Below are 20,123 nucleotides of genomic sequence, written 5' to 3'. Positions count from 1 at the left end.
GGTCCCTCCTCGATAATGCGGATGGGCAGGAACGTACAAGTTGTATTTACACGGCCTTGTGGCCAAGTGCGATATCATCTTGCAACGGCTCTACGGAAGATCATTCGAATTCAGAAATTCCCCTACTGTGCCAAGACACAATTCCTTTTCCTCGACATGCGGCATATGACTGGATTGCTCGAAGACGACCCACCTTGCACCGGAGATCTTTTCCACATAAGGGCGTACAACTTCCGGCGTCGCTTCGTCATGGCGGCCGGAAATGACAAGCGTCGGCGCCGTAATAAGAGGCAAACGATCTACGATGCTCCAATCTTTCATTGTTCCGATGACATGGAACTCGGTCGGACCGTTCATGTTGCGGTAGACCGTGGAGTCCTCGTCCATGATCGCAAATGTCCGGGCGACTTCTGGTGGCCAGGGCACAATCCGGCAAACATGCCGATTATAAAAGGCACGGGACGCTGCAAGATATTCCGGATCGGTCAGCGTTCCTGCTTGTTCATGTCGCAAAAGAGCAGACTGAATCTCGTTCGGCAGCTCGCGGCGCAGTCGATTGGCCTCCGAAACCCACGTGTGCATGGAGGCCGGAGAGTTAGCGATAACGAGTGCTTTCAAGCCATCCGGTTGACGCACCGCGTGTTCAGCGCTGAGCATACCACCCCAGGATTGACCAAGAAGCGCGTAGCGATGGTGAATGCCAAGATGGTGCAACAGCGCGTCAAGTTCCTCCAGGAAAAGAGAGACGGTCCAAAAGTCCGCTCCCTTCTCCGGCAAGCGCGTCGAGTTGCCGTTGCCGAGTTGATCGTAGTGAATGACTGCGCGACCCGTCGCCAAGGCTATGCCTTTGAAGGAATCGACATAATCATGGGTACAGCCCGGTCCGCCATGTATAACGACAAGCGGCAGTTTGGGGGAGTCGAGCGATCCCGTTACACGGTACCAGGTCTGGTAGTCGCGAAAGGGCATGTAGGCTTCTGTTGAACTGACCGCTTCCACGTTCTCTTCTCCATCCGATCTGATCCAGTGGAGAAAATGATAGCGGGCAAGGCCTACGGACGGCAGCTATCAATAGTTATAGGATAGGTCACCGGTCAATCCAGCAACCGGTAATGGGCAGCGCGAACAACTGCCTGGACCCGGTTTTTTGCTCCGAGTTTCTTTGCAGCGGCATTCAGATGCATGACGACCGTGGGCACGGACCGCTGGATTTGCCGTGCGATCTCCTTGGCCGACAGACCATCGGCAGAATAGCGCATGCATTCGCGCTCCCTTGCGGTCAGACGAATGGCAGCGCAACTTCGCGCCTCCTCGCCGAACAATGAAAATGCTGCCTCATGAAATATATTTGCCAGTAGGCCGAAATCGGCAAGGTAACGTGTGGCGTCCCGCTCGAAGCCCTTGTCCGCGCCAAAGCGTACGCCTGTCACCGTCGCATAATCCCCGCGAAGCAGGTGGATCGGTACGGTCGTGCCGCAAAGCATGTTCCGTTCACGCAGATAATGCGCCACGGGCGCATGATCGTCGTTCATGAACCGGTTGATGACAGTATCCGCTTCAACGCTATAGTTCCAGAAAAACGGCGTGGTTGTTCCAACCGCCTGTTGCTGAACCGGATCGATGCGGAAATACTCTCTTTCGCACCAATATTCGCGCATTTCGTCCGGAATATTTCGCAATTCGAGCAGCGACGGTATCATCAATGCGCCCGTGTGGTCGAAAGGAACTGGCGTATAGTCGTAGATCAGCGCATCAAAGCCAAAGACCTTTATCGCTTCGAAAGCTCTGTCAATTCTGCCCTCCAGCGTCTCCGGCGCATCGAAACGAACTTTGATGTCATGAATGTCATTTAGCATTCTGCGTCCCACGCTCAGAAAATCCGCCCGGGTTCGACCCTATCACTTCTTATAGCTGGTGTTGAGAGCAGATATATCTAAAATTTAACCATGCTTATTTCTTGAGCAAGCGTGGGCCGTGCGGGGGACAGGACGATGTGGCGTGAAATTCCGCCGGACGATCGGTTCGAGGTACAGGTTGATGGCTATCGCGTCGTCGCCTACAGCTTTGGCAGCGGTGATGAAGTGGTCTTCTGTCTCAACGGGGGGCCGGGATTGCCTTGCGATTATCTGCGTGAAGCCCACTCCTGCCTCATCGATCGCGGCTACAGGGTCGTCGCATTCGATCAGCTTGGCACTGGCGCTTCCGACCGGCCGCATGACGACACGCTGTGGACAATCAGCCGATATGTCGAAGAGACCGAAACCGTGCGCAAGGCGCTTGGCCTCGGGAAAGTGCATCTGCTGGGACACTCCTGGGGCGGCTGGCTTGGCATCGACTACGCTCTGGCCTACCCGCAAAATCTGAAGTCCCTGGTTCTGGCGGACACCGTAGCCGACATGCCCCATCTGATCTCCGAGCTTGACCGGTTACGATCAGCCCTCGGCTCGGAAACGGTAGCCATGATGCAAAAGCACGAAGCGCAAGGCACGCTCGATCATCCGGAATACCAGGCGGCAGTCACCATTCTCAATTATCGTCACGTCTGCCGGCTGCCAGACTGGCCGGCTCCCGTGCGCCGTTCGCTGGAAGATTGGAACATGGGCCCTTATGGCACCATGCAGGGACCGAACGAGTTCCTTTACACTGGCAATCTGAAGGATTGGAACAGAATACCCGATCTCGCCGACATGCACGTTCCAACACTTATCATTGTCGGAGAACATGACGAGCTTACACCTGCCTGTGCCCTGCGCATGAAACTTGCGCTTCCCGACGCAGAGTTGAAAGTCTTTGCCAATGCCAGTCATATGCCATTCTATGAACAGCCGCAGGACTATTATCCTGTTCTGTTGGATTTCCTCTCGCGACACGGGACTGTACAATGAGTCCGGCAAGACCGTTTGAGACCAGAAACAGCAGACGAAACAGCTGGATGCCTATCGATGCATCGCTATAAGTTCATCCTTCATCGGCCGGTGCAGTTTTTGCCCGTCATTTTCGGTGTCAGCCTGATCACGTTCATCCTCGTGAGACTCATTCCAGGCGATCCGGCACGCGTACTGCTCGGCGCACGTTCGACACCGGCAGCGCTTGCGAATATTCGCGCTCAGTACGGTTTGGATGAGCCCCTGTGGCTCCAGTATTTTTACTTTCTCAAAAACCTGGTCAATGGCGAGATGGGGAAGTCCATCCTCTACAAAATCGACGTTTTGCCGTTGATCGCCACCAGAATAGAGCCGACCGTCACTCTCATACTGTGCAGCGTTATATTGTCTATTCTCATAGCCCTACCCCTTGCCGCGATAGCATCACGCAATCAAGGCAGTTTACCGGACCATACGGTACGCATCTTCTCCACCTTGGGTATCGGCTTCCCGCCGTTCTGGCTGGGCCTGATGCTCATGATCCTTTTCAGCGTCAAGCTCGGTATCTTGCCGGTCTCGGGTTACGGGGAAACCTTCGGCGACAAGCTGGCACATCTTGTACTTCCCTGCCTGACGATCGCGCTCTCGCTTTCGTCGGTTCTCACGCGCAGCCTGCGTGCAAGCATGATTACCGAGTTGCAATCGGATTTTGCAACGGCGGCGCGCGCCCGTGGCATGCCGGAGAGTATCGTCTTCTGGCGCCACGTGCTGCCGAATTCGCTTGCTCCCGCCGTCAACCTCCTGGCGGTCAACATCGGCTGGCTGATCGGCGGAACAGTCGTTGTCGAGAGTGTATTCGCCATTCCGGGCATGGGTCAGTTGCTCGTGCGGGCGATTTTCTCGCGCGACTACATGGTGGTTCAAGGCGTGGCGATGATCTTTGCCTGCGGCACGATGCTGGTGAATTTTATCGCAGACATCCTGACGGTCGCCATCGATCCGAGGGTGAAACTGTGAGCACTGTCCATGTTTCCGATTGGAACTTGCGCTGGAGCCGGTGGCTGGGCCAACGCGTGACGCTTGCCGCTGGAGTGTCCATCCTGGCATTGTTCATCTTTGCCGCCATCGCTGCACCATTGATCGCGCCCTATGATCCTATCGTGCACAATAGTGAACTGCGCCTCGTGCCTCCGTCCCTGTTTCACCCCTTCGGCACAGATAATTTCGGGCGTGATATCCTGTCACGCGTCATATGGGCGACCCGCATCGATCTGCAGATCGCCTTTCTCGGGGTCATCTTTCCTTTCCTCATCGGCACCATCCTTGGAACGATCTCCGGCTATTTCGGTGGTATGGTCGATATCATCTTCATGCGGCTGATCGATGTCGTACTGGCCTTCCCTTTCCTCGTCCTGATGCTTTCGATCATTGCCATCCTCGGACCTGGCCTCAGCAGTTTCTACATCGCCATGGCGCTCGTCGGCTGGGTATCTTATGCGCGATTGATCCGGACGCAGATGCTCGTCCTCAAGAACAGCGATTATGCTGTCGCGGCAGTAAGCCTCGGCTTCAGCAATTCACGCATCATGTTCCGGCACCTGTTGCCGAACGCGATAGCCGGCTCGATCGTATTCTCGATGTCGGACGCTGTTCTTGTTCTCTTGAACGGCGCTGCGATCAGTTATCTCGGACTTGGTGTACAGCCTCCTCTTGCCGAATGGGGCGTGATGGTGGCGGAAGGTCAAAGCTTCATCAGCACAGCTTGGTGGATCACCTTTTTCCCGGGCCTGTCCATTGTCGTTCTCGCCTTCGGCCTCAGCCTGTTGGGCGACGGACTCAGCGAAACACTGGGTGCGCGCCAATGACATCTCCCTTGCTGTCGATCCAGGACCTGACTATCACCGCGCAACTCGCAGGTGAAACGCGCACTCTCATCGACCATGTTTCTCTCGATCTCGCCCAAGGGGAAATTCTGGGTCTCGTCGGTGAAAGCGGTTCCGGCAAGAGCATGATTTGCCGCTCCCTGGTGCAACTCCTGCCCTCGCGCGCCATCAAGATCTCAGGCGGCGCTGTCATGTTCGAGGGGCGCGACCTGACTACACTCGACGAGGCCACGATGAGCACGATCCGCGGCAGCGAGATAGGCATGATCTTTCAGAATCCGACGAGCCATCTCGACCCGGTGATGCGGGTCGGAGACCAGATCGCTGAAGGCATCCGCTATCATCAGGGGGCTTCGAGAGCGGAGGCGAAGAAGGCTGCCATCCAGATTTTACAGCAAGTCGGCTTACCGGATCCCACAAGGCAACACGACAATTATGCGCATGAGTTTTCAGGCGGCATGCGTCAACGCGTAATGATTGGAGTTGCTCTATCCTGCAACCCGAAAATCCTTATCGCTGACGAACCAACCACGGCACTTGACGTAACGGTCCAGGCGCAAATCCTGCGCCTGCTTCTGGACATACGTGATCAGCGGGGCTTGTCGATTATCCTCATCACGCACGATCTCGGCATCGTCGCACAGACATGCGATTCCATAGCTGTGCTGCGTGGCGGAAAACTGCTGGAACATGGACCGAAACGCTCGCTTCTGGCAGCGCCGAAAGATCCATACACGATAGACCTTATAGCAAGCCATCCTTCCATGCCGGCACCTGGCGGCGACGCTCCCGAGGAGAAGCCGCAGGCGGCGCCACCTATCCGCACGCCTTCTGCGCCCTTGCTCGAGATTGATGATCTCGTTGTCCGGTTCCCAGCATCCGGTAACGGTCTTTTCAGTGGTACCGGGAAGTTTGTCACTGCGGTCAACGGCGCCAGCCTCCAAGTCATGCATGGCGATACGATTGGCATCGTCGGCGAATCCGGTAGCGGCAAAAGCACGCTTGCCCGCGCAATCCTCGGCCTCACGCCACTCACTTCAGGACATGTCACTTTCGATGGTATCGACCTTGCGCTGCACCGTGCCAAGGCGCTGGCGCACTTGCGCAGGGAAACAGCGATGGTGTTTCAGGATCCATACAACGCGCTCAATCCGCGGTTGACGGTTGGCGACATGCTGGCGGAAGTGCTCAAGGTCCAGAACAAAACCACCGGCGACAAGCTCCAGAGCAGGATCAACGAACTGCTTGACCTCGTCGGTCTGGAGCGCGCATTCGCCGGCCGGAAACCATCCACCATGAGTGGGGGACAATGCCAGCGTGCAGGCATCGCGCGCGCATTGGCGGTGGACCCAAGGCTGATCGTCGCCGATGAATGCGTTGCTGCGCTTGACGTTACAATTCAGGCGCAAATCATTGATCTGTTCCGCGACCTGAAACAGAAAATGAACCTGACCCTGATTTTCATCGCCCATGACCTCGCCATCGTGCGCAATCTTTGTGAGCGGGTGGTGGTGATGCATCGCGGGACGATCGTCGAACAAGGCAGATCCGACGAGATCTTCGCAAATCCAGGTCATCCCTATACCGCCGCGCTGATCAGCGCGATTCCGGATATCAACCCCGACAAGCGGTTGGCGCGTCTGGATCAAGTTCTGCAGGCTGAGCAGGTCGTCTTTTCCATGGGGGACGAATTCCCCGCCACGATCAATAAAATAACAACGAGGGAACTATCATTATGAACAGGAAATGGATGAGGATTGAAATCGCGGCAGCCTTGGCGATGCTGACATTTGGCGCCAGTATTGCCGAAGCTCAAGGCGTTCTTACCATCGGCAGGCGCGAAGACAGTACGACGTTCGATCCAATCAAGTCGGCACAGAACGTCGACAATTGGGTGTTCTCGAATGTCTTTGACGTTCTCGTGCGCGTCGACAAGACCGGAACGAAACTGGAACCGGGTCTTGCAGAAAGCTGGACGATCTCCGAAGACGGATTGACCTACACATTCACGATGCGCGACGCAAAGTTCTCCGATGGTTCGCCGATAACGGCCAAGGATGCTGCATTCACGTTGCTGCGCATCCGCGACAACCAAGGTTCGCTCTGGAGTGATTCCTTCAAAGTCATCGAAACCGCTGAGGCCAAGGACGACAAGACACTTGTCGTCAAGCTGAAGACTCCATCGGCACCATTCCTCTCCACCTTGGCGCTGCCAAACGTGTCCGTCATACCGCAGAAGGGTATGGAAGCGCTCGGCGAGGAAGCTTTCGCTGAAAAGCCGATCGCTTCCGGAGCATTTGTGGTCAAGGAATGGCGTCGCGGCGACCGCGTCATCCTTGAGAAAAACCCGAACTTCTGGCAGGCTGATCGCGTCAAGCTCGATGGGGTCGAATGGATTTCTGTTCCCGATGACAACACACGAATGTTGAACGTTCAGGCTGGTCAGCTCGATACGGCGATTTTCGTTCCTTTTTCCCGCGTGGAAGAGTTGAAGAAGGACCCGAATCTCAACGTCGAGATCGACACATCGACCCGCGAAGATCATCTTCTGATCAATCACGAACATGGTGCGTTGGCCAAGAAGGAGGTTCGCCAGGCGCTCGATATGGCGATCGACAAGAAAGCCATCGTCGACACGGTGACCTTCAATCTCGGTGAGGTCGCATACTCCTATGTTCCAAAAGGGTCGCTCTATCACTACGCCGACAATCTTCAGCGGCCTTACGATCCGGAAAAGGCCAAGCAGATGCTCGCAGATGCGGGCGCCAGCGGCTTGTCGCTGAACTACGTCGTCAATGCAGGCAACGAAACCGACGAGCAAATCGCCGTATTGTTGCAACAGCAATTGCTGAAGGCCGGCGTGACGGTGAACCTGCAAAAGGTGGACCCGAGCCAAAGCTGGGATATGCTGATTGCCGGCGATTACGACATCTCGGTGATGTACTGGACGAACGATATCCTGGATCCGGACCAGAAGACAACATTCGTTCTCGGCCACGACACCAACATGAACTACATGACCCGCTACAAGAACGATCAGGTCAAGGATCTCGTCGCGGCCGCCCGTCTCGAACAGGACCCGGCAAAACGTGAGGCGATGTATGTTGATTTGCAAAAGATGGCGAAAGCCGACGTCAACTGGATCGATCTTTACTACAGCCCCTACATCAATGTGACACGCAAGAACATCGAGAACTTCTACCAAAACCCCTTGGGAAGATTCTTCCTGGAGGACACGGTGAAAAACTAAGAGCTATGACGGCGGCCAGTTCTATCTCTGGCCGTCGTCTTCCTGTCTCCGTAGAACGGGAAGCATGACCTTCGGTGTGATCGAGGTTGCTTCGCAGCCAGTCGTTCTAGCCCTCAGCGGGAGACTTGAAGGTCGCCGTGGTTGACAGGGTCCGCCTGCATATTTGCCCGGATAACAGAACTGGCAGCTTGGTGCGAAGTCTTTCAATTCGCGCATCGGTGAAAAAAATACTCTCCACATTGTAGGATTGGCGCGGCGTTCGCCGTCCTTGTTGCAGGACGAAGGCTTGAAGGCAGAATCGACTGCCAAAGCTGATCGGCAGGTCGTCGGCTTGACCGTTCATCCGCTTGGACAAGGAGAGTAGATGATGAATAGATCCGCCATGTTATGGTCAGGCCGCGCGCTTACGTCATTGTTTGCGCTTTTTATGCTGCTGGCATCGATATCCCCGAAATTGTTGGGCCTGCCGGTGGCCGAAGAAACGATGGCACAATTGGGCTGGCCCGCAGGCTACTCTCATCTCATCGGCCTCATAGAATTGGGCTGCCTCGTTCTTTACCTTTTGCCGCGAACAAGCGTCCTCGGCGCAATCTTGATGATGGGCCTGCTTGGTGGAGCGATGGCAACCCAGATAAGAGCCGAGAGCCCCCTCTTCAGTCACGTCTTTTTTAGCCTCTATCTTGGCTTGTTCATGTGGGGCGGCCTCTGGCTGCGTGATGCACGGCTAAGGGCGGTATTCCCTTTCCGCCCCGCTACACATGTGGCACAAGATGCGGGGCCAGCCGCCCTCGAAGCAACCGCATAGGGGACCTCGCCCCCGCAGCAATAAATTTTAGTCACCACGGCGATTGACGGTCGGGGCAAAATCAGTCCATGCGGGCGCCGGTTTTCGAAGGCCGGCACCAGCGGATCTCCCGACGTGCCCGTCATGGACGTTCTGAACCAAACATCTTCCAGATGGGGAGGCATTTCATGCATGAAGAATTTCCGAAAGGCGGGCAGCTCGCCGGGCGTCGCGAATGGATCGGGCTGTGCGTGCTATCCATTGCCTGCCTGATCTACTCCATGGACCTGTCAGTGCTGTTTCTTGCAATGCCGGCGATCATGGCGGATCTTGATCCATCTGCTTCGGAGCTCCTGTGGATCAACGACATATACGGATTCATGGTCTCCGGCTTTCTCGTTACGATGGGCACGCTTGGAGACAGGATTGGCAGAAGACGCGTTCTGCTGTTCGGCGCCTTCGCGTTCGGTGTGGCATCGGCCTTGGCCGCATTCTCAAGCACATCACAGCAACTGATCATCTCGCGAGCCCTCCTCGGCATTGCGGGAGCAACGATCGCTCCTTCAACTCTTTCTCTCGTCGTCAACCTTTTCCAGAATGAGGCCGAGCGAACCCGCGCCATCGGCATCTGGGGTACGGCCTTCGCATTGGGTGGCCTTGTCGGGCCGTTGATCGGCGGGGGCCTGTTGCAGTATTTCCATTGGGGATCTGTATTCCTGATCAACATCCCGGTCATGGCAGCGCTTCTCATCGCGGCACCGTTCCTGCTACCGGAATACAAGAACGATGAAGGGGGCAAGCTCGACCTTCTAAGTGTTCTTCTTTCCCTGGCGACAGTGCTTCCGGTCATCTACGGCTTCAAGCACATGGCCGCCTATGGGTTCGAGGTCAGCCAATTGGTACCAATCGCGATTGGAATCCTGGTGGGCGCATGGTTTGTACGCCGGCAGAAAAAGCTTGAGCATCCCTTGATCGATCTCGCGCTCTTCCGCATCCCGGCTTTCACCGCCTCGTTGATGGTCAATCTTGCCGGCGTATTCTTCGTTTTCGGCGTGTTTCTTTTCCAGAACCTGTTTCTTCAGCTCGTGCTTGGCCTTTCGCCGCTCGAAGCGGCGCTCTGGTCCATACCGTCAGCTTTGATCTTCACGATCATGTCCCTTCAATCCTACCGGGTCATTAATCGCTTTGGCCAGGTTAAAACCATTCTTCTGGGCTTGCTGGTCAATGCCATTGGAACGGCCGCCATGGCGATTGCGGCTTATATGGAGAGCCTCCTCGGCGTACTGGGCTCAAGCATGCTGGTCGGCCTGGGATTCGTTCCGGTCATACTGACCACGACCGGCCTGATCGTCGGTACCGCTCCGCCGGAGCGGGCAGGCTCCGCCTCGGCCCTGTCCGAGACCGGCGCGGAATTCGGCGGGGCGCTGGGTGTCGCGCTGCTTGGCAGCATTGGAACCATCGTCTATCGCATGTCGATGCAGGACGTTGACCTTTCGGGGCTTAGCGATGCGCAGGCGCTCGCTGTTTCAACCACCCTTACCGGTGCAGTCGAAGTTGCCAAGACCTTGGGCAATGAAGTCTCGCCGGTTTGGCTGGACACCGCGCGCAGCGGTTTCTCGCTCGGATTCGCCGTCTGCTGTGCCTTGGCAACTGTTACATTGGTTCTGTTGGCTGTCATTGCGCGCAAGGTTTATGCAACGTCACATATAGACGAGTCTGCCGTAGCGGCACATTGACCAGCGGCTCCATGAGCCGCGACCGCTCTCCAATGTGTGTTTCACCAAAAGAGGTTCCATTCGGGCGTTCTTTCATCTACTGATTATCGCGATGGTTTCTCCGGCATGACTAATCCGGGGATGAAAAGGGAACACGGTGAGGCGTACCCATAAGGGACCGAAACCGTGGCTGCCCCCGCAACTGTAAGCGGCGAGCGATGCCCGACTATGCCACTGATCGCAGATCGGGAAGGCAAGGCAAAGCTGAGACCCGCGAGCCAGGAGACCTGCCATCGCCAATTGAAATTCGAACCGGACGGGGTGTGCCGGGAGCGATGCGATGTTTCTCGCTTCAGGCCCGACCCCGGGTCTCTATGCCTCGATGGCGGCGATGCATCGTGCGTTCCTGATCCTGTCCCTGGAAAGGACGGGAATGAACGCCTCAAGAATCCCCTCGCTATGCTCATGTACTGCCCTCCAGTTATATCTGCCCTTTACAAATGTTATAACGTTACGTAAAAGCCGCAGTGTTTCACCTTCCGGAGAGTTTCGCTCATGGGCCATGTAGTACTCAACGCCGATGGCGCGACCTATCGTATCGCCGGGGAAACCTTGGTCGCCGAGGCCTCCCTGACCGTCCAATGCGGGACCCGCCTTGCGATTATCGGTCCCAATGGCGCCGGCAAATCGACTTTGTTGCGGATGCTTGCGGGACTTCTGGCACCCACGTCAGGCGCCATATATTTCAATGGCGCCAGCTCAGTTCGCCTGACGGCACGCGAGCGCGCCCGGATGTTTGCCTTTGTCGGCCAGAGCGATGCGCCCGAACTGCGGCTTCTCGTTGAAGACTACGTCTCGCTTGGACGCATCCCGCATGCGGGTGCTTTCTCCAGGGCCATGGACCGCGAGATCGTTGCGGAAGCGTTGCACTGCGCGAAGGTTTCCCAGTTTGCGCGACGGGCCATCGGCTCGCTCTCGGGTGGTGAGCGTCAGCGGGTGCAATTGGCGCGGGCAATTGCCCAGCAGCCGGCCGTGCTGTTTCTCGATGAACCAACCAATCATCTTGACCCAGGGGCGCGCAGTGAACTGCTGTCGCTGGTTGCAGGGCTGAACGTCACGACCATCGCAGTCCTGCACGACCTGCCCTTGGTCGCGCCCTTCGCCACCCAGGTCGCAGTCATGCATCGGTCGCGGGTGGTAGCCACTGGCACCCCCGACGAGACGCTCACCCCGTTGATCGTAGGGGACGTCTTCAACCTCGAAATCCTGCGCCTGCGCCATCCCTCGCACGATCGCGACCTCATGGTCTTCGAGACGCAGGTACCATCTTTGTTGTCCCATCCCCACGCACGGAGCGCTTGATGAAAAAGATCGTTCTCGCCTTGGCGCTGAGCCTCGTGCCGGCGCCCGCCCTGGCCTTTCCGGTTACGGTCGACAGCTGCGGAAAGCCCCTGACTTTCGATGCCGCTCCCAGGCGAGCCGTTATCCAGGATCTCAATATGAGCGAAATGGCCTTCGCGCTTGGTCTGCAATCTTCGATGGTCGGAGTAACAGGTATCACCGGCTGGTACAAAGTGGACGACACTTTCAAGAGCAAGCTTGGTGCGATCCCGGAGCTCGCGTCGAAAGAGCCGACGCTGGAAAACCTCGTTGCGGCTGACCCCGATTTCTTCTTCGCCGGCTGGTACTACGGGATGAAACCGGGCGGTGATGTGACGCCCGATACACTCGCACCTTACGGCATAAAGACGCTTGTCCTGACGGAAAGCTGCGTCCATCTCGACAAAACCCGCCCGCCGGCCTCCATGGACCTGCTCTATGGCGACATGGCGAAGCTCGGCAAGATATTCGGCAAGGAACAGCAGGCGGAGGCGCTGATTTCCGGTTGGAAGGCCGAGCTTGCCGAAATCGGGAAGAAAATCGGCGGCAATGGTCAGACCAGGGTTTTTCTTTACGATTCCGGCGAGGACAAGCCGTTCACGGCTGGCAAGTTTGCGATGCCGACGGCCCTGATCCATGAGGCAAGCGGCATGAACATAATGTCTGACATGGAGACGAGCTGGGGCACCACCTCATGGGAGACAGTTGCAACGCGCAACCCGCAGTTTCTCATCCTGCTCGATTATCAGGACGGCGCAGGCTATAAAAAACTGCTCGACTTTCTTCACGCGCACCCGGTGATGAAAGAAACGGACGCCGTGAAGAACAACCGCTTTGTCGCGCTTCGCTATGCCGAACTCACACCCGGACCAGCCAATATCGAAGCCATAGCGAAGATCGCCAAAGCCCTGCATCCGGAAGCCTTCTGAGAGTTCGCTCCTCTCGCAAGGGGAGAGGACCGGCATCTGACATCCCTACGATATGAGAACTTGTTCCAATGGATCGTTTCCACAAACGCATGATACTTGCCGCAGGTGCGATCCTCGTCGTCATCCTGGCGTTGCTGTCCATTGCCTATGGTTCCACGGTCGTGCCCCTGCCGGACGTTCTGAATGCCCTCGCCCATGCGGCTGGGCTTGCCGATCTGACGGCCACGACGCCGGTCGAGCGTATCATCGTAGATCTGCGCCTGCCCCGCGTCATATTGGGCATCTGCGTGGGCGCCGGTCTCGGCATTGTCGGCGCAATGTTGCAGACTGTCACACGCAACGATCTGGCCGACCCGTTCCTGTTCGGCCTGTCCTCGGGTGCCGCGGCCGGCGCCGTCTCGGTGATAAGCCTGTTCGGTGACCGGTTCGGCATCTGGACGCTACCGGTCGCAGCGTTCAGCGGCGGCATGCTCGCGGCCACGATTGTGCTGCTGCTGGTGCGGCGAGTACTTGGCCAAGGCCCGGAACGGATGATCCTGGCAGGACTTGCCGTATCCTTCCTGTTTGCAGCTCTGACCAATTACATGGTGTTTTCCGGTGATCAGCGGGCCGCGCACTCGGTCATGTTCTGGACGCTTGGCGGGCTCGGTCTCGCGCGCTGGGAAAACCTGCCGCTGGCAGCGTTTGGTCTGGCCGTCATCCTCGCCTACGCGCTTCGGAACCACCGCAACCTCGACGCATTCCTCGCGGGAGAAAACACGGCCGAAAGCCTTGGCGTACGCGTCCACCACACGCGCAACATCGTGTTCATCATCTGCGCGTTCTCGACGGCAATCTTCGTCTCCGTCGCAGGCGTGATCGGCTTTGTCGGACTGATGATCCCGCATATCGCACGGCATCTTGGCGGACAGCTGCACGCCGGTCTTGTCGTAACCTGCGCACTGCTGGGTGCAATGCTGATCCTCCTGAGCGATCTGGCAGCACGCCTGCTGCTTGCCCCGCAGGAACTGCCTATTGGTATCGTTACCAGTTCCGTCGGAGCTTTCTTCGTCGTGACGCTGCTGCTGCGCAGGCGGTAGGTCTTGCAAAGGCCCGAACTGCGGCATATGTTCAGGCATATGCCAACAAGTGGTGAGGTGCAGCCATGCGAGAACGCCAGGTGAAATTGTTTCGCAACGGCCGCAACCAGGCCGTTCGAATTCCGGTCGAATTTGAAATGCCCGGTGACACCGCGATCATGCATCGCGAGGGTAACCGCTTGATCATCGAACCTGTGAAGCGGCAGACGTTGAGTGAAGTGTTGGCAAGCCTCGAGCCTTTAGACGAAGATTTCCCTGACATTAGTGACGACGATCTGCTCCCACTTGATGATGTTGACCTATGAGTCACATCTATATGCTCGATGCCAACATCATTTCAGAATTCGTTCGTAGTCCCCATGGCGACGTCGCCAGTAAAGTGAACGACAACGAAGGGCCACGATTCTGCACAAGCATCATAGTGGCTGCTGAAATTCGCTATGGAGTGGCCAAGAAGAAATCGGACAAACTACGCGTGAGGATTGAGGCGATCTTTTCTGCAATCGATATCTTGCCGTTTGATCACCCGGCGGATCATCACTACGGTAGAATACGGGCCGAGTTGCAGGCGTTAGGGACACCCATCGGCGCCAACGATCTCCTGATAGCTGCGCATGCCTGCGCCACAGGAACAATACTCGTCACCGACAATCTGCGGGAGTTCAGCAGGGTTCCGGGCCTTCGAACCGAGAATTGGTTATAGCTTGCCGCGCGCGACAAAACTCGGATTGGCGAAGTCGGCGTCATTGGCCTGGTTACGGCGGCCATAGGTCAGCGGCTTCCCGTCGAGTGTCATTGTCATTCCGCCCGCGGCCCGCAACACTGCATCACCCGCCGCGGTGTCCCATTCCATCGTACGGCTGAGCCGTGGATATATATCCGCCTCGCCCCGTGCGAGCAGGCCGAACTTGATGGAAGAACCCACCGACACGCAATCGGCGACGGGATGATCATTTAGATAATCATCGGTCTCGGTCGTACGATGCGAGCGGCTGGCGACAGCGACCATTTCCTTGGGCGCTGCCCGGCACGCAATATTCTTGCGCGTGATGATGCGTCCGGCATGATCGACGATCACTTCCTGCGCACCCTCCGGTCCGCCAGTAAACAGCCAACCCCGCACTGGAGCATAGACGACCCCCATAACCGGAGCCCCATGTTCGATCAGCGCGATATTGACAGTAAAGTCGCCATTGCGATTGACGAATTCGCGGGTGCCATCAAGCGGATCGACCAGATAAAAGCGAGCGCCGAGATCGCCGGGAACGTGCCCACCGGATATTTCCTCCTCCGCCACGATAGGAATTTCGGGCGTTGCATCGCGCAGTGCTTTGGTAATGATGACTTCCGCCGCCCGGTCAGCTGCCGTTACCGGCGACCTGTCGTCCTTGAGTTCGACATCACATCCCTCTTCATAGATGCGCAGAATTTCGCGTCCGGCGGCGATCGCTGTGGATTCGAAGGTCGTGAGAAGATTGGAGTGGTCAAGAAGCTGAGGAGATTTCATAAACGGGTCCAGATTATGCTGCGAGAATTGCCGCCTGACCCTCCGCCTTGTGGGGAGGGAGGCTGCGAAACAGCAGGGAGGGGTTCTCTGCAACTGTCAACCAGTGCATCCACCTTAGTTTTCGAGAAAAGCCCCTCCCCGGACCTGCGGTCCGTCCCTCCCCACAAGGGGAGGGTAAAGAGCAGAGCTCAAATCGACCACGAACTCTGATCGTAGTTGAAGATGATGCCGTGCTCTACAAGAAGCTTTTCAACCTCGGAAGCAAGCTCTTCTGTCGTCCGGCCAACGGTCTCCAAGTGCAGTTCCGGATCGTCCGGCGCCTCATAGGGCGAATCCACTCCGGTAAAATTCTTGATCTCGCCGCGAAGCGCCTTGGCATACAAACCTTTCGGGTCTCGTTTCGCGCACTCTTCGAACGGCGTATCGACAAAGATCTCCAGGAATTCGCCCTCGCAGAGAAGCTCCCGCACCATGCGGCGCTCGGCGGCAAATGGCGAGATGAATGAGACCAGAACAATCAGCCCGGCATCCACCATCAGCTTGGCAACCTCGCCGACGCGGCGGATATTTTCGACCCGGTCCTCTTCGGTGAAGCCAAGATCGCGGTTGAGACCGTGACGGACATTATCTCCGTCAAGAATGTAGGTGTGCTTGCCAAGCGACGACAGGCGCTTCTCGACAAGGTTGGCTATGGTTGATTTACCTGAGCCCGAGAGTCCGGTGAACCACACGACAGCCGGTTTCTGGTCCTTTTGCGCGGCGCGCGAAGCCTTGTCGACATCGAGCGCCTGCCAATGCACGTTAGAGGCGCGGCGCAAGGCGAAATCGATCATTCCAGCGCCGACTGTCGCATTGGTCAGCCGGTCGATCAGGATGAACGAACCCGTCGAGCGGTTCGATTTGTAAGGGTCGAAAGCGACAGGCTCCTGTGTCGAGATATTGACCACGCCCACTTCGTTCAGATCAAGCGATTTCGCCGGAACCTCGGCAAAACTATTGATATCGATTCTATATTTGAGATCGGTGATTGTCACGGTGACCTGATCGGTCTCTGTGCGCAGGATATAGGAACGACCGGGAATAAGCGCGTGCTCGGCGAACCAGACAACGCTGGCGGCGAACTGGTCCGCGACTTCGGGCCTCGCCTCCGGTGCCACCAGCATGTTGCCACGCGAAACCTCGATCTCGTCATCGAGAACGATCGTAACCGCCTCGCCCTCGCCAGCACTTTCAAGATCCCCATCCCATGTGACGATACGCTTGACCCGCGAGGATTTGCCCGACTTGGCAACCACGACCTCATCGCCCGCCGAAACGGTCCCCGATGCTATGGTACCCGAGAAACCGCGGAAATCCAGATTGGGCCGGTTGACGAACTGCACCGGAAAACGGAACGGGCGCGCAGTGTCGGCGCTATCCAGAGGGACAGTTTCCAGATGCTGCAAGAGCGCCGGTCCCTTGTACCAGTCGAGGTTTTCCGAAGGACCAATGACATTATCCCCGAAGCGCGCCGATAGAGGAATCGCCTGTATCGTATTGAATCCGAGTCTGCTCGCAAACGTTTGATAATCCGCGACAATTTCATCGAACACCTCCTGCGAATAACCAACGAGATCGATCTTGTTTACGGCGAGGACGATATTGCGGATGCCCAGCAGCGACGCGATGAAACTGTGGCGTCGCGTCTGGCGTAGTATGCCCTGGCGCGCGTCGACCAGCACGATGGCGAGGTCAGCCGTCGAAGCGCCAGTGGCCATGTTGCGCGTATACTGCTCGTGACCCGGCGTATCGGCAACGATGAACTTCCGCTTTGGCGTCGAGAAAAAGCGATAGGCGACATCGATGGTGATGCCTTGTTCGCGCTCGGCTTCCAGCCCGTCCACCAGTAATGCCAAATCGATGTCTTCGCCATTGGTGCCGTGCTTGCGGCTGTCCTTGGTGAGCGCCGCCAGCTGGTCCTCGAAGATCAGCTTGGTGTCATAGAGCAAGCGTCCGATGAGCGTGGATTTGCCATCATCGACCGAGCCGCAAGTGAGGAAACGCAGCAGCGATTTCTTTTCCTGTTCGGCCATATAGGCGCTGATTTCCTCGGCAGCCGAATTTGGCGGCGACAGGTCGATTTGGGCCAGCTTGCTCATCAGAAATAGCCCTCGCGCTTCTTCTTTTCCATTGAGCCCGCCTCGTCCTTGTCGATCATCCGGCCCTGTCGTTCCGATGTCCGCGAAACCAGCATTTCGCTGACGATTTCCGGCAAGGTCGTAGCGCCGGATTCGACTGCGCCGGTCAGCGGATAGCAGCCAAGCGTGCGAAACCTCACCATCTTCTGTTGCAGCACTTCCCCTGGAAGCATTTCCATCCGTTCATCGTCACGCATGATCAGCATGCCATCGCGTTCGACGACCGGACGGCTTGCAGCAAAATACAATGGTACGATCGGAATTTCCTCCTGCATGATGTACTGCCAGATATCGAGTTCGGTCCAGTTGGAGATCGGAAACACCCGTATCGACTCACCCTTGGCGACGCGGGTATTGTAAATCTTCCACATTTCCGGCCGCTGGTTCTTCGGGTCCCAGGAATGCTGGGGGTTGCGGAACGAAAAAATCCGCTCCTTGGCGCGCGACTTTTCCTCGTCGCGCCGGGCGCCGCCAAAGGCTGCGTCGAAGCCATATTTGTCGAGCGCCTGGCGCAGCGCGACGGTTTTCATGATGTGGGTATGGGTGTTGGACCCATGCGTGAAGGGACCAATCCCCTGTTCTATGCCTTCTTGATTGCTATGGACAAGCAGATCAAAGCCCAGCCGCTGAGCTTCTGAATCGCGAAACGCGATCATCTCCTTGAATTTCCACGTACTATCGACATGCAGGAAGGGAAATGGCGGCTTGGCAGGATAGAACGCCTTCATCGCCAGATGCAGCATGACGGACGAATCCTTGCCGATCGAATAGAGCATCACAGGATTGGAGAAAGTCGCCGCGACCTCACGAAAAATATGGATTGCTTCGGCTTCAAGACGCTGGAGATGCGTCAGGTACTTGGTCATGAAAACTACTATCCACTTTCGATGCCGGAAAATCGGACGCAATAAAATTCCGTCTGACTCATGCGGCGTTTGGTATGGCGCCATTACTGCGCGCAACATAGTGGAACGGCCCTGACATAGGAAAGGATGGTTTAACAACGGACACAAAATCCGCGCCAATTTATTGCCGCGAACGACATTTTATCAGAATGCAATTCCAGTGCAAGGCAAGGCCGGAACTCGGTAATTCTGAAACCGGCAATCAGCGGAAAATCAATCCCGCCGCTCGCATTATCGGGCCTCTTCCGGAGGAATCACGCCCTTCGTCAGTATGAAGCAGCCATAAAATCGCCGTTCGCCGGTCGCGATGACGCAGTAGGCGTTCTTGGCATGCTCATAGAAATCCATCCGGTCGATCGAGACCATAGGCCAGTGCTTGCCTTCTGCCTGGTCGATCTCGGCCTGCATCTCCACCTGGACATCGGGGATCTCATCGGGACTACCGACGATTTCCATGCGCGCTGCAGCGTCATCGATGAACGTATCAAGCGGCATCACCGAGAGAATGGCACGCGCGGCCCTTGGCGCTGTAACAGCGTCGATGCGCAACAATCGGCCGAGTCGTGTCTGCCGCGCGATGGAATCGCCAGGGAAATTGGTATCGCATATGACCAGCCGGTCGCCGTGTCCCATTGCCCTGAGAGCATAGAGTACGTCCGCATTCAGCAATGGATCGAGGTTCTTGAGCATGTTTCCTCCCGATGAACTGGTTATCTTGTCTGTGTCACGGACCGGTCGAATTCTTCGGCCGTCGCATAGGATTTCTGCGTTCCCTCGCGAGTGATAGAGTCGGCGGCATAGAGCGCCGCTTTCTTCAGCGAGGCTTCGAGTTCGCGGCTCTCGACATAATAGCGCGCAAAGCTGCCGATGAAAGCGTCGCCGGCCCCCGTCGTGTCCTTCGGCTTGACCTTGACAGGCTCAATCAAGGTCGAGGATTCCGCTGTGATCAGGCGCGCGCCGCGCGAGCCAAGCGTGACGATAACCCTGCGAATGCCTTTGCCGATCAGGTATCGCGCCGCAGCCTCGATCTCTGCATCGCTCCCGGTGGGCATGCCGGTCAGCAATGCCAGTTCGGTTTCGTTGGGGACGAGGAAGGTAGCCTTGGTGACCTGCGTCGGGTCGAGGTCAGGTGCAGCCGGCGCGGGATTGAGGATAGTTTCTATGCCATGCCGATCGGCGAAATCGATTGTGTAATAGACGGTCTCGAGCGGCACTTCCAGTTGCATCAGGATCAGGTCGCACTGCTTCAGGTCCTCGGCCGCTGCATCGATATCGGCGGGCTTCAGGTCATTATTCGCGCCCTTGATGATAAAGATCGAGTTCTCGCCGCTCGCGTCGACGAAGATTGGTGCGACACCGCTCGACTTGCCAATGACAGTCCCGACATGGGAAATGTCGATGCCGTTGCTCTTGAGGTTGTCGATGGTGCTTTGGCCAAAAACGTCATCACCAACCTTGGAGACCATCATCACCTTGGCGCCAAGCCTCGCCGCGGCGACCGCCTGGTTGGCACCCTTGCCGCCGAAGCCCATCGAAAATGCCGGCGCCTCCAGGGTTTCCCCGGGGGCAGGCATACGGATGATCGAGGTGACGAGGTCAGTCATATTGCTGCCGACGACCGCTATGCGACGCACCATGTGTGATTCCTCT

Annotated in this window: 19 protein-coding genes and 1 riboswitch; of the genes, 12 read left to right on the top strand and 7 right to left on the bottom strand. The window is 57.0% G+C overall.

Annotated features, from left to right (window positions below; all coding sequences use genetic code 11):
- Window positions 1–90 precede the first annotated feature (90 nt).
- Window positions 91–969, bottom strand: a complete 879-nt coding sequence (locus CU100_RS06925; protein WP_210280724.1) for a proline iminopeptidase-family hydrolase — start codon at window positions 967–969, stop codon at window positions 91–93.
- A gap of 125 nt (window positions 970–1,094) precedes the next feature.
- On the bottom strand, window positions 1,095–1,856 hold the full coding sequence (locus CU100_RS06920; protein WP_106715725.1) for a helix-turn-helix transcriptional regulator: 762 nt from the start codon (window positions 1,854–1,856) through the stop codon (window positions 1,095–1,097).
- 135 nt (window positions 1,857–1,991) lie between these two features.
- Between CU100_RS06920 and CU100_RS06915 the strand changes: the two genes are divergently transcribed.
- From CU100_RS06915 to CU100_RS06855, 12 genes are all read left to right on the top strand, one after another.
- Window positions 1,992–2,885, top strand: coding sequence for a proline iminopeptidase-family hydrolase (locus tag CU100_RS06915; RefSeq protein WP_106715724.1), 894 nt, complete (start codon window positions 1,992–1,994; stop codon window positions 2,883–2,885).
- A 57-nt stretch (window positions 2,886–2,942) separates the two neighbouring features.
- Window positions 2,943–3,881, top strand: coding sequence for an ABC transporter permease (locus CU100_RS06910; protein WP_106715723.1), 939 nt, complete (start codon window positions 2,943–2,945; stop codon window positions 3,879–3,881).
- A 26-nt stretch (window positions 3,882–3,907) separates the two neighbouring features.
- Window positions 3,908–4,729 carry an ABC transporter permease gene (locus tag CU100_RS06905; protein WP_210280723.1) on the top strand — a complete coding sequence of 274 codons (822 nt, stop codon included), beginning with the start codon at window positions 3,908–3,910 and terminating at the stop codon, window positions 4,727–4,729.
- Window positions 4,726–6,486: a dipeptide ABC transporter ATP-binding protein gene (locus CU100_RS06900; RefSeq protein WP_106715721.1), complete on the top strand. Its 1,761-nt coding sequence runs from the start codon at window positions 4,726–4,728 to the stop codon at window positions 6,484–6,486. Before CU100_RS06905 ends, CU100_RS06900 begins: the two co-directional genes overlap by 4 nt.
- Window positions 6,483–7,997, top strand: a complete 1,515-nt coding sequence (locus CU100_RS06895; protein WP_106715720.1) for an ABC transporter substrate-binding protein — start codon at window positions 6,483–6,485, stop codon at window positions 7,995–7,997. The genes CU100_RS06900 and CU100_RS06895 overlap by 4 nt, the downstream gene beginning before the upstream one ends.
- A 367-nt stretch (window positions 7,998–8,364) precedes the next feature.
- Window positions 8,365–8,802, top strand: coding sequence for a DoxX family protein (locus CU100_RS06890; protein WP_106716052.1), 438 nt, complete (start codon window positions 8,365–8,367; stop codon window positions 8,800–8,802).
- Window positions 8,803–8,969: 167 nt separating this feature from the next.
- Window positions 8,970–10,517 carry an MFS transporter gene (locus CU100_RS06885; RefSeq protein ID WP_106716051.1) on the top strand — a complete coding sequence of 516 codons (1,548 nt, stop codon included), beginning with the start codon at window positions 8,970–8,972 and terminating at the stop codon, window positions 10,515–10,517.
- 75 nt (window positions 10,518–10,592) lie between these two features.
- Window positions 10,593–10,805, top strand: a riboswitch (cobalamin riboswitch).
- A 246-nt stretch (window positions 10,806–11,051) separates the two neighbouring features.
- The gene (locus CU100_RS06875) at window positions 11,052–11,858 is read left to right on the top strand and encodes an ABC transporter ATP-binding protein (RefSeq protein ID WP_106715718.1); all 807 of its coding nucleotides are present in this window, start codon (window positions 11,052–11,054) and stop codon (window positions 11,856–11,858) included.
- Window positions 11,858–12,805: an ABC transporter substrate-binding protein gene (locus tag CU100_RS06870; RefSeq protein WP_106715717.1), complete on the top strand. Its 948-nt coding sequence runs from the start codon at window positions 11,858–11,860 to the stop codon at window positions 12,803–12,805. Before CU100_RS06875 ends, CU100_RS06870 begins: the two co-directional genes overlap by 1 nt.
- Before the next feature lie 68 nt (window positions 12,806–12,873).
- Window positions 12,874–13,884: a FecCD family ABC transporter permease gene (locus CU100_RS06865; RefSeq protein ID WP_106715716.1), complete on the top strand. Its 1,011-nt coding sequence runs from the start codon at window positions 12,874–12,876 to the stop codon at window positions 13,882–13,884.
- A 65-nt stretch (window positions 13,885–13,949) separates the two neighbouring features.
- Entirely contained in the window at window positions 13,950–14,189 is a 240-nt protein-coding gene (locus CU100_RS06860) for an antitoxin (RefSeq protein WP_106715715.1), read from the top strand.
- Complete coding sequence (locus CU100_RS06855; protein WP_106715714.1) at window positions 14,186–14,587, top strand: type II toxin-antitoxin system VapC family toxin; 402 nt, start codon at window positions 14,186–14,188, stop codon at window positions 14,585–14,587. Before CU100_RS06860 ends, CU100_RS06855 begins: the two co-directional genes overlap by 4 nt.
- Here CU100_RS06855 and cysQ read toward each other — a convergent pair.
- The 5 genes from cysQ to rbsK form a co-directional block, all read right to left on the bottom strand.
- Window positions 14,582–15,391, bottom strand: a complete 810-nt coding sequence (cysQ, locus tag CU100_RS06850) for a 3'(2'),5'-bisphosphate nucleotidase CysQ (RefSeq protein WP_106715713.1) — start codon at window positions 15,389–15,391, stop codon at window positions 14,582–14,584. The genes CU100_RS06855 and cysQ overlap by 6 nt on opposite strands.
- Window positions 15,392–15,579: 188 nt before the next feature.
- On the bottom strand, window positions 15,580–17,529 hold the full coding sequence (gene cysN, locus CU100_RS06845) for a sulfate adenylyltransferase subunit CysN (protein WP_106715712.1): 1,950 nt from the start codon (window positions 17,527–17,529) through the stop codon (window positions 15,580–15,582).
- A complete protein-coding gene (cysD, locus tag CU100_RS06840; RefSeq protein ID WP_106715711.1) occupies window positions 17,529–18,434 on the bottom strand; it encodes a sulfate adenylyltransferase subunit CysD in 906 nt (301 codons plus the stop codon). Before cysD ends, cysN begins: the two co-directional genes overlap by 1 nt.
- A gap of 270 nt (window positions 18,435–18,704) precedes the next feature.
- Window positions 18,705–19,163, bottom strand: a complete 459-nt coding sequence (locus CU100_RS06835) for an RbsD/FucU family protein (RefSeq protein ID WP_106715710.1) — start codon at window positions 19,161–19,163, stop codon at window positions 18,705–18,707.
- A 20-nt stretch (window positions 19,164–19,183) separates the two neighbouring features.
- Entirely contained in the window at window positions 19,184–20,110 is a 927-nt protein-coding gene (rbsK, locus tag CU100_RS06830) for a ribokinase (protein ID WP_106715709.1), read from the bottom strand.
- Window positions 20,111–20,123: the final 13 nt, after the last annotated feature.

This window comes from Phyllobacterium endophyticum (assembly GCF_003010935.1).
Lineage (GTDB): Bacteria > Pseudomonadota > Alphaproteobacteria > Rhizobiales > Rhizobiaceae > Phyllobacterium > Phyllobacterium endophyticum.
The sequence above is the reverse complement of the archived record's forward strand: the minus strand, read 5'-3'. Positions and strand labels throughout refer to the sequence as shown.

Bases quoted from the DNA above. Each gene is read 5' to 3' on its own strand.
- CU100_RS06925 (WP_210280724.1), bottom strand. From the start codon at position 969: ATGCCCTTTCGCGACTACCAGACCTGGTACCGTGTAACGGGATCGCTC.
- CU100_RS06920 (WP_106715725.1), bottom strand. From the start codon at position 1,856: ATGCTAAATGACATTCATGACATCAAAGTTCGTTTCGATGCGCCGGAG.
- CU100_RS06915 (WP_106715724.1), top strand. From the start codon at position 1,992: ATGTGGCGTGAAATTCCGCCGGACGATCGGTTCGAGGTACAGGTTGAT.
- CU100_RS06910 (WP_106715723.1), top strand. From the start codon at position 2,943: ATGCATCGCTATAAGTTCATCCTTCATCGGCCGGTGCAGTTTTTGCCC.
- CU100_RS06900 (WP_106715721.1), top strand. From the start codon at position 4,726: ATGACATCTCCCTTGCTGTCGATCCAGGACCTGACTATCACCGCGCAA.
- CU100_RS06895 (WP_106715720.1), top strand. From the start codon at position 6,483: ATGAACAGGAAATGGATGAGGATTGAAATCGCGGCAGCCTTGGCGATG.
- CU100_RS06890 (WP_106716052.1), top strand. From the start codon at position 8,365: ATGAATAGATCCGCCATGTTATGGTCAGGCCGCGCGCTTACGTCATTG.
- CU100_RS06885 (WP_106716051.1), top strand. From the start codon at position 8,970: ATGCATGAAGAATTTCCGAAAGGCGGGCAGCTCGCCGGGCGTCGCGAA.
- CU100_RS06875 (WP_106715718.1), top strand. From the start codon at position 11,052: ATGGGCCATGTAGTACTCAACGCCGATGGCGCGACCTATCGTATCGCC.
- CU100_RS06870 (WP_106715717.1), top strand. From the start codon at position 11,858: ATGAAAAAGATCGTTCTCGCCTTGGCGCTGAGCCTCGTGCCGGCGCCC.
- CU100_RS06865 (WP_106715716.1), top strand. From the start codon at position 12,874: ATGGATCGTTTCCACAAACGCATGATACTTGCCGCAGGTGCGATCCTC.
- CU100_RS06860 (WP_106715715.1), top strand. From the start codon at position 13,950: ATGCGAGAACGCCAGGTGAAATTGTTTCGCAACGGCCGCAACCAGGCC.
- CU100_RS06855 (WP_106715714.1), top strand. From the start codon at position 14,186: ATGAGTCACATCTATATGCTCGATGCCAACATCATTTCAGAATTCGTT.
- cysQ (WP_106715713.1), bottom strand. From the start codon at position 15,391: ATGAAATCTCCTCAGCTTCTTGACCACTCCAATCTTCTCACGACCTTC.
- cysN (WP_106715712.1), bottom strand. From the start codon at position 17,529: ATGAGCAAGCTGGCCCAAATCGACCTGTCGCCGCCAAATTCGGCTGCC.
- cysD (WP_106715711.1), bottom strand. From the start codon at position 18,434: ATGACCAAGTACCTGACGCATCTCCAGCGTCTTGAAGCCGAAGCAATC.
- CU100_RS06835 (WP_106715710.1), bottom strand. From the start codon at position 19,163: ATGCTCAAGAACCTCGATCCATTGCTGAATGCGGACGTACTCTATGCT.
- rbsK (WP_106715709.1), bottom strand. From the start codon at position 20,110: ATGGTGCGTCGCATAGCGGTCGTCGGCAGCAATATGACTGACCTCGTC.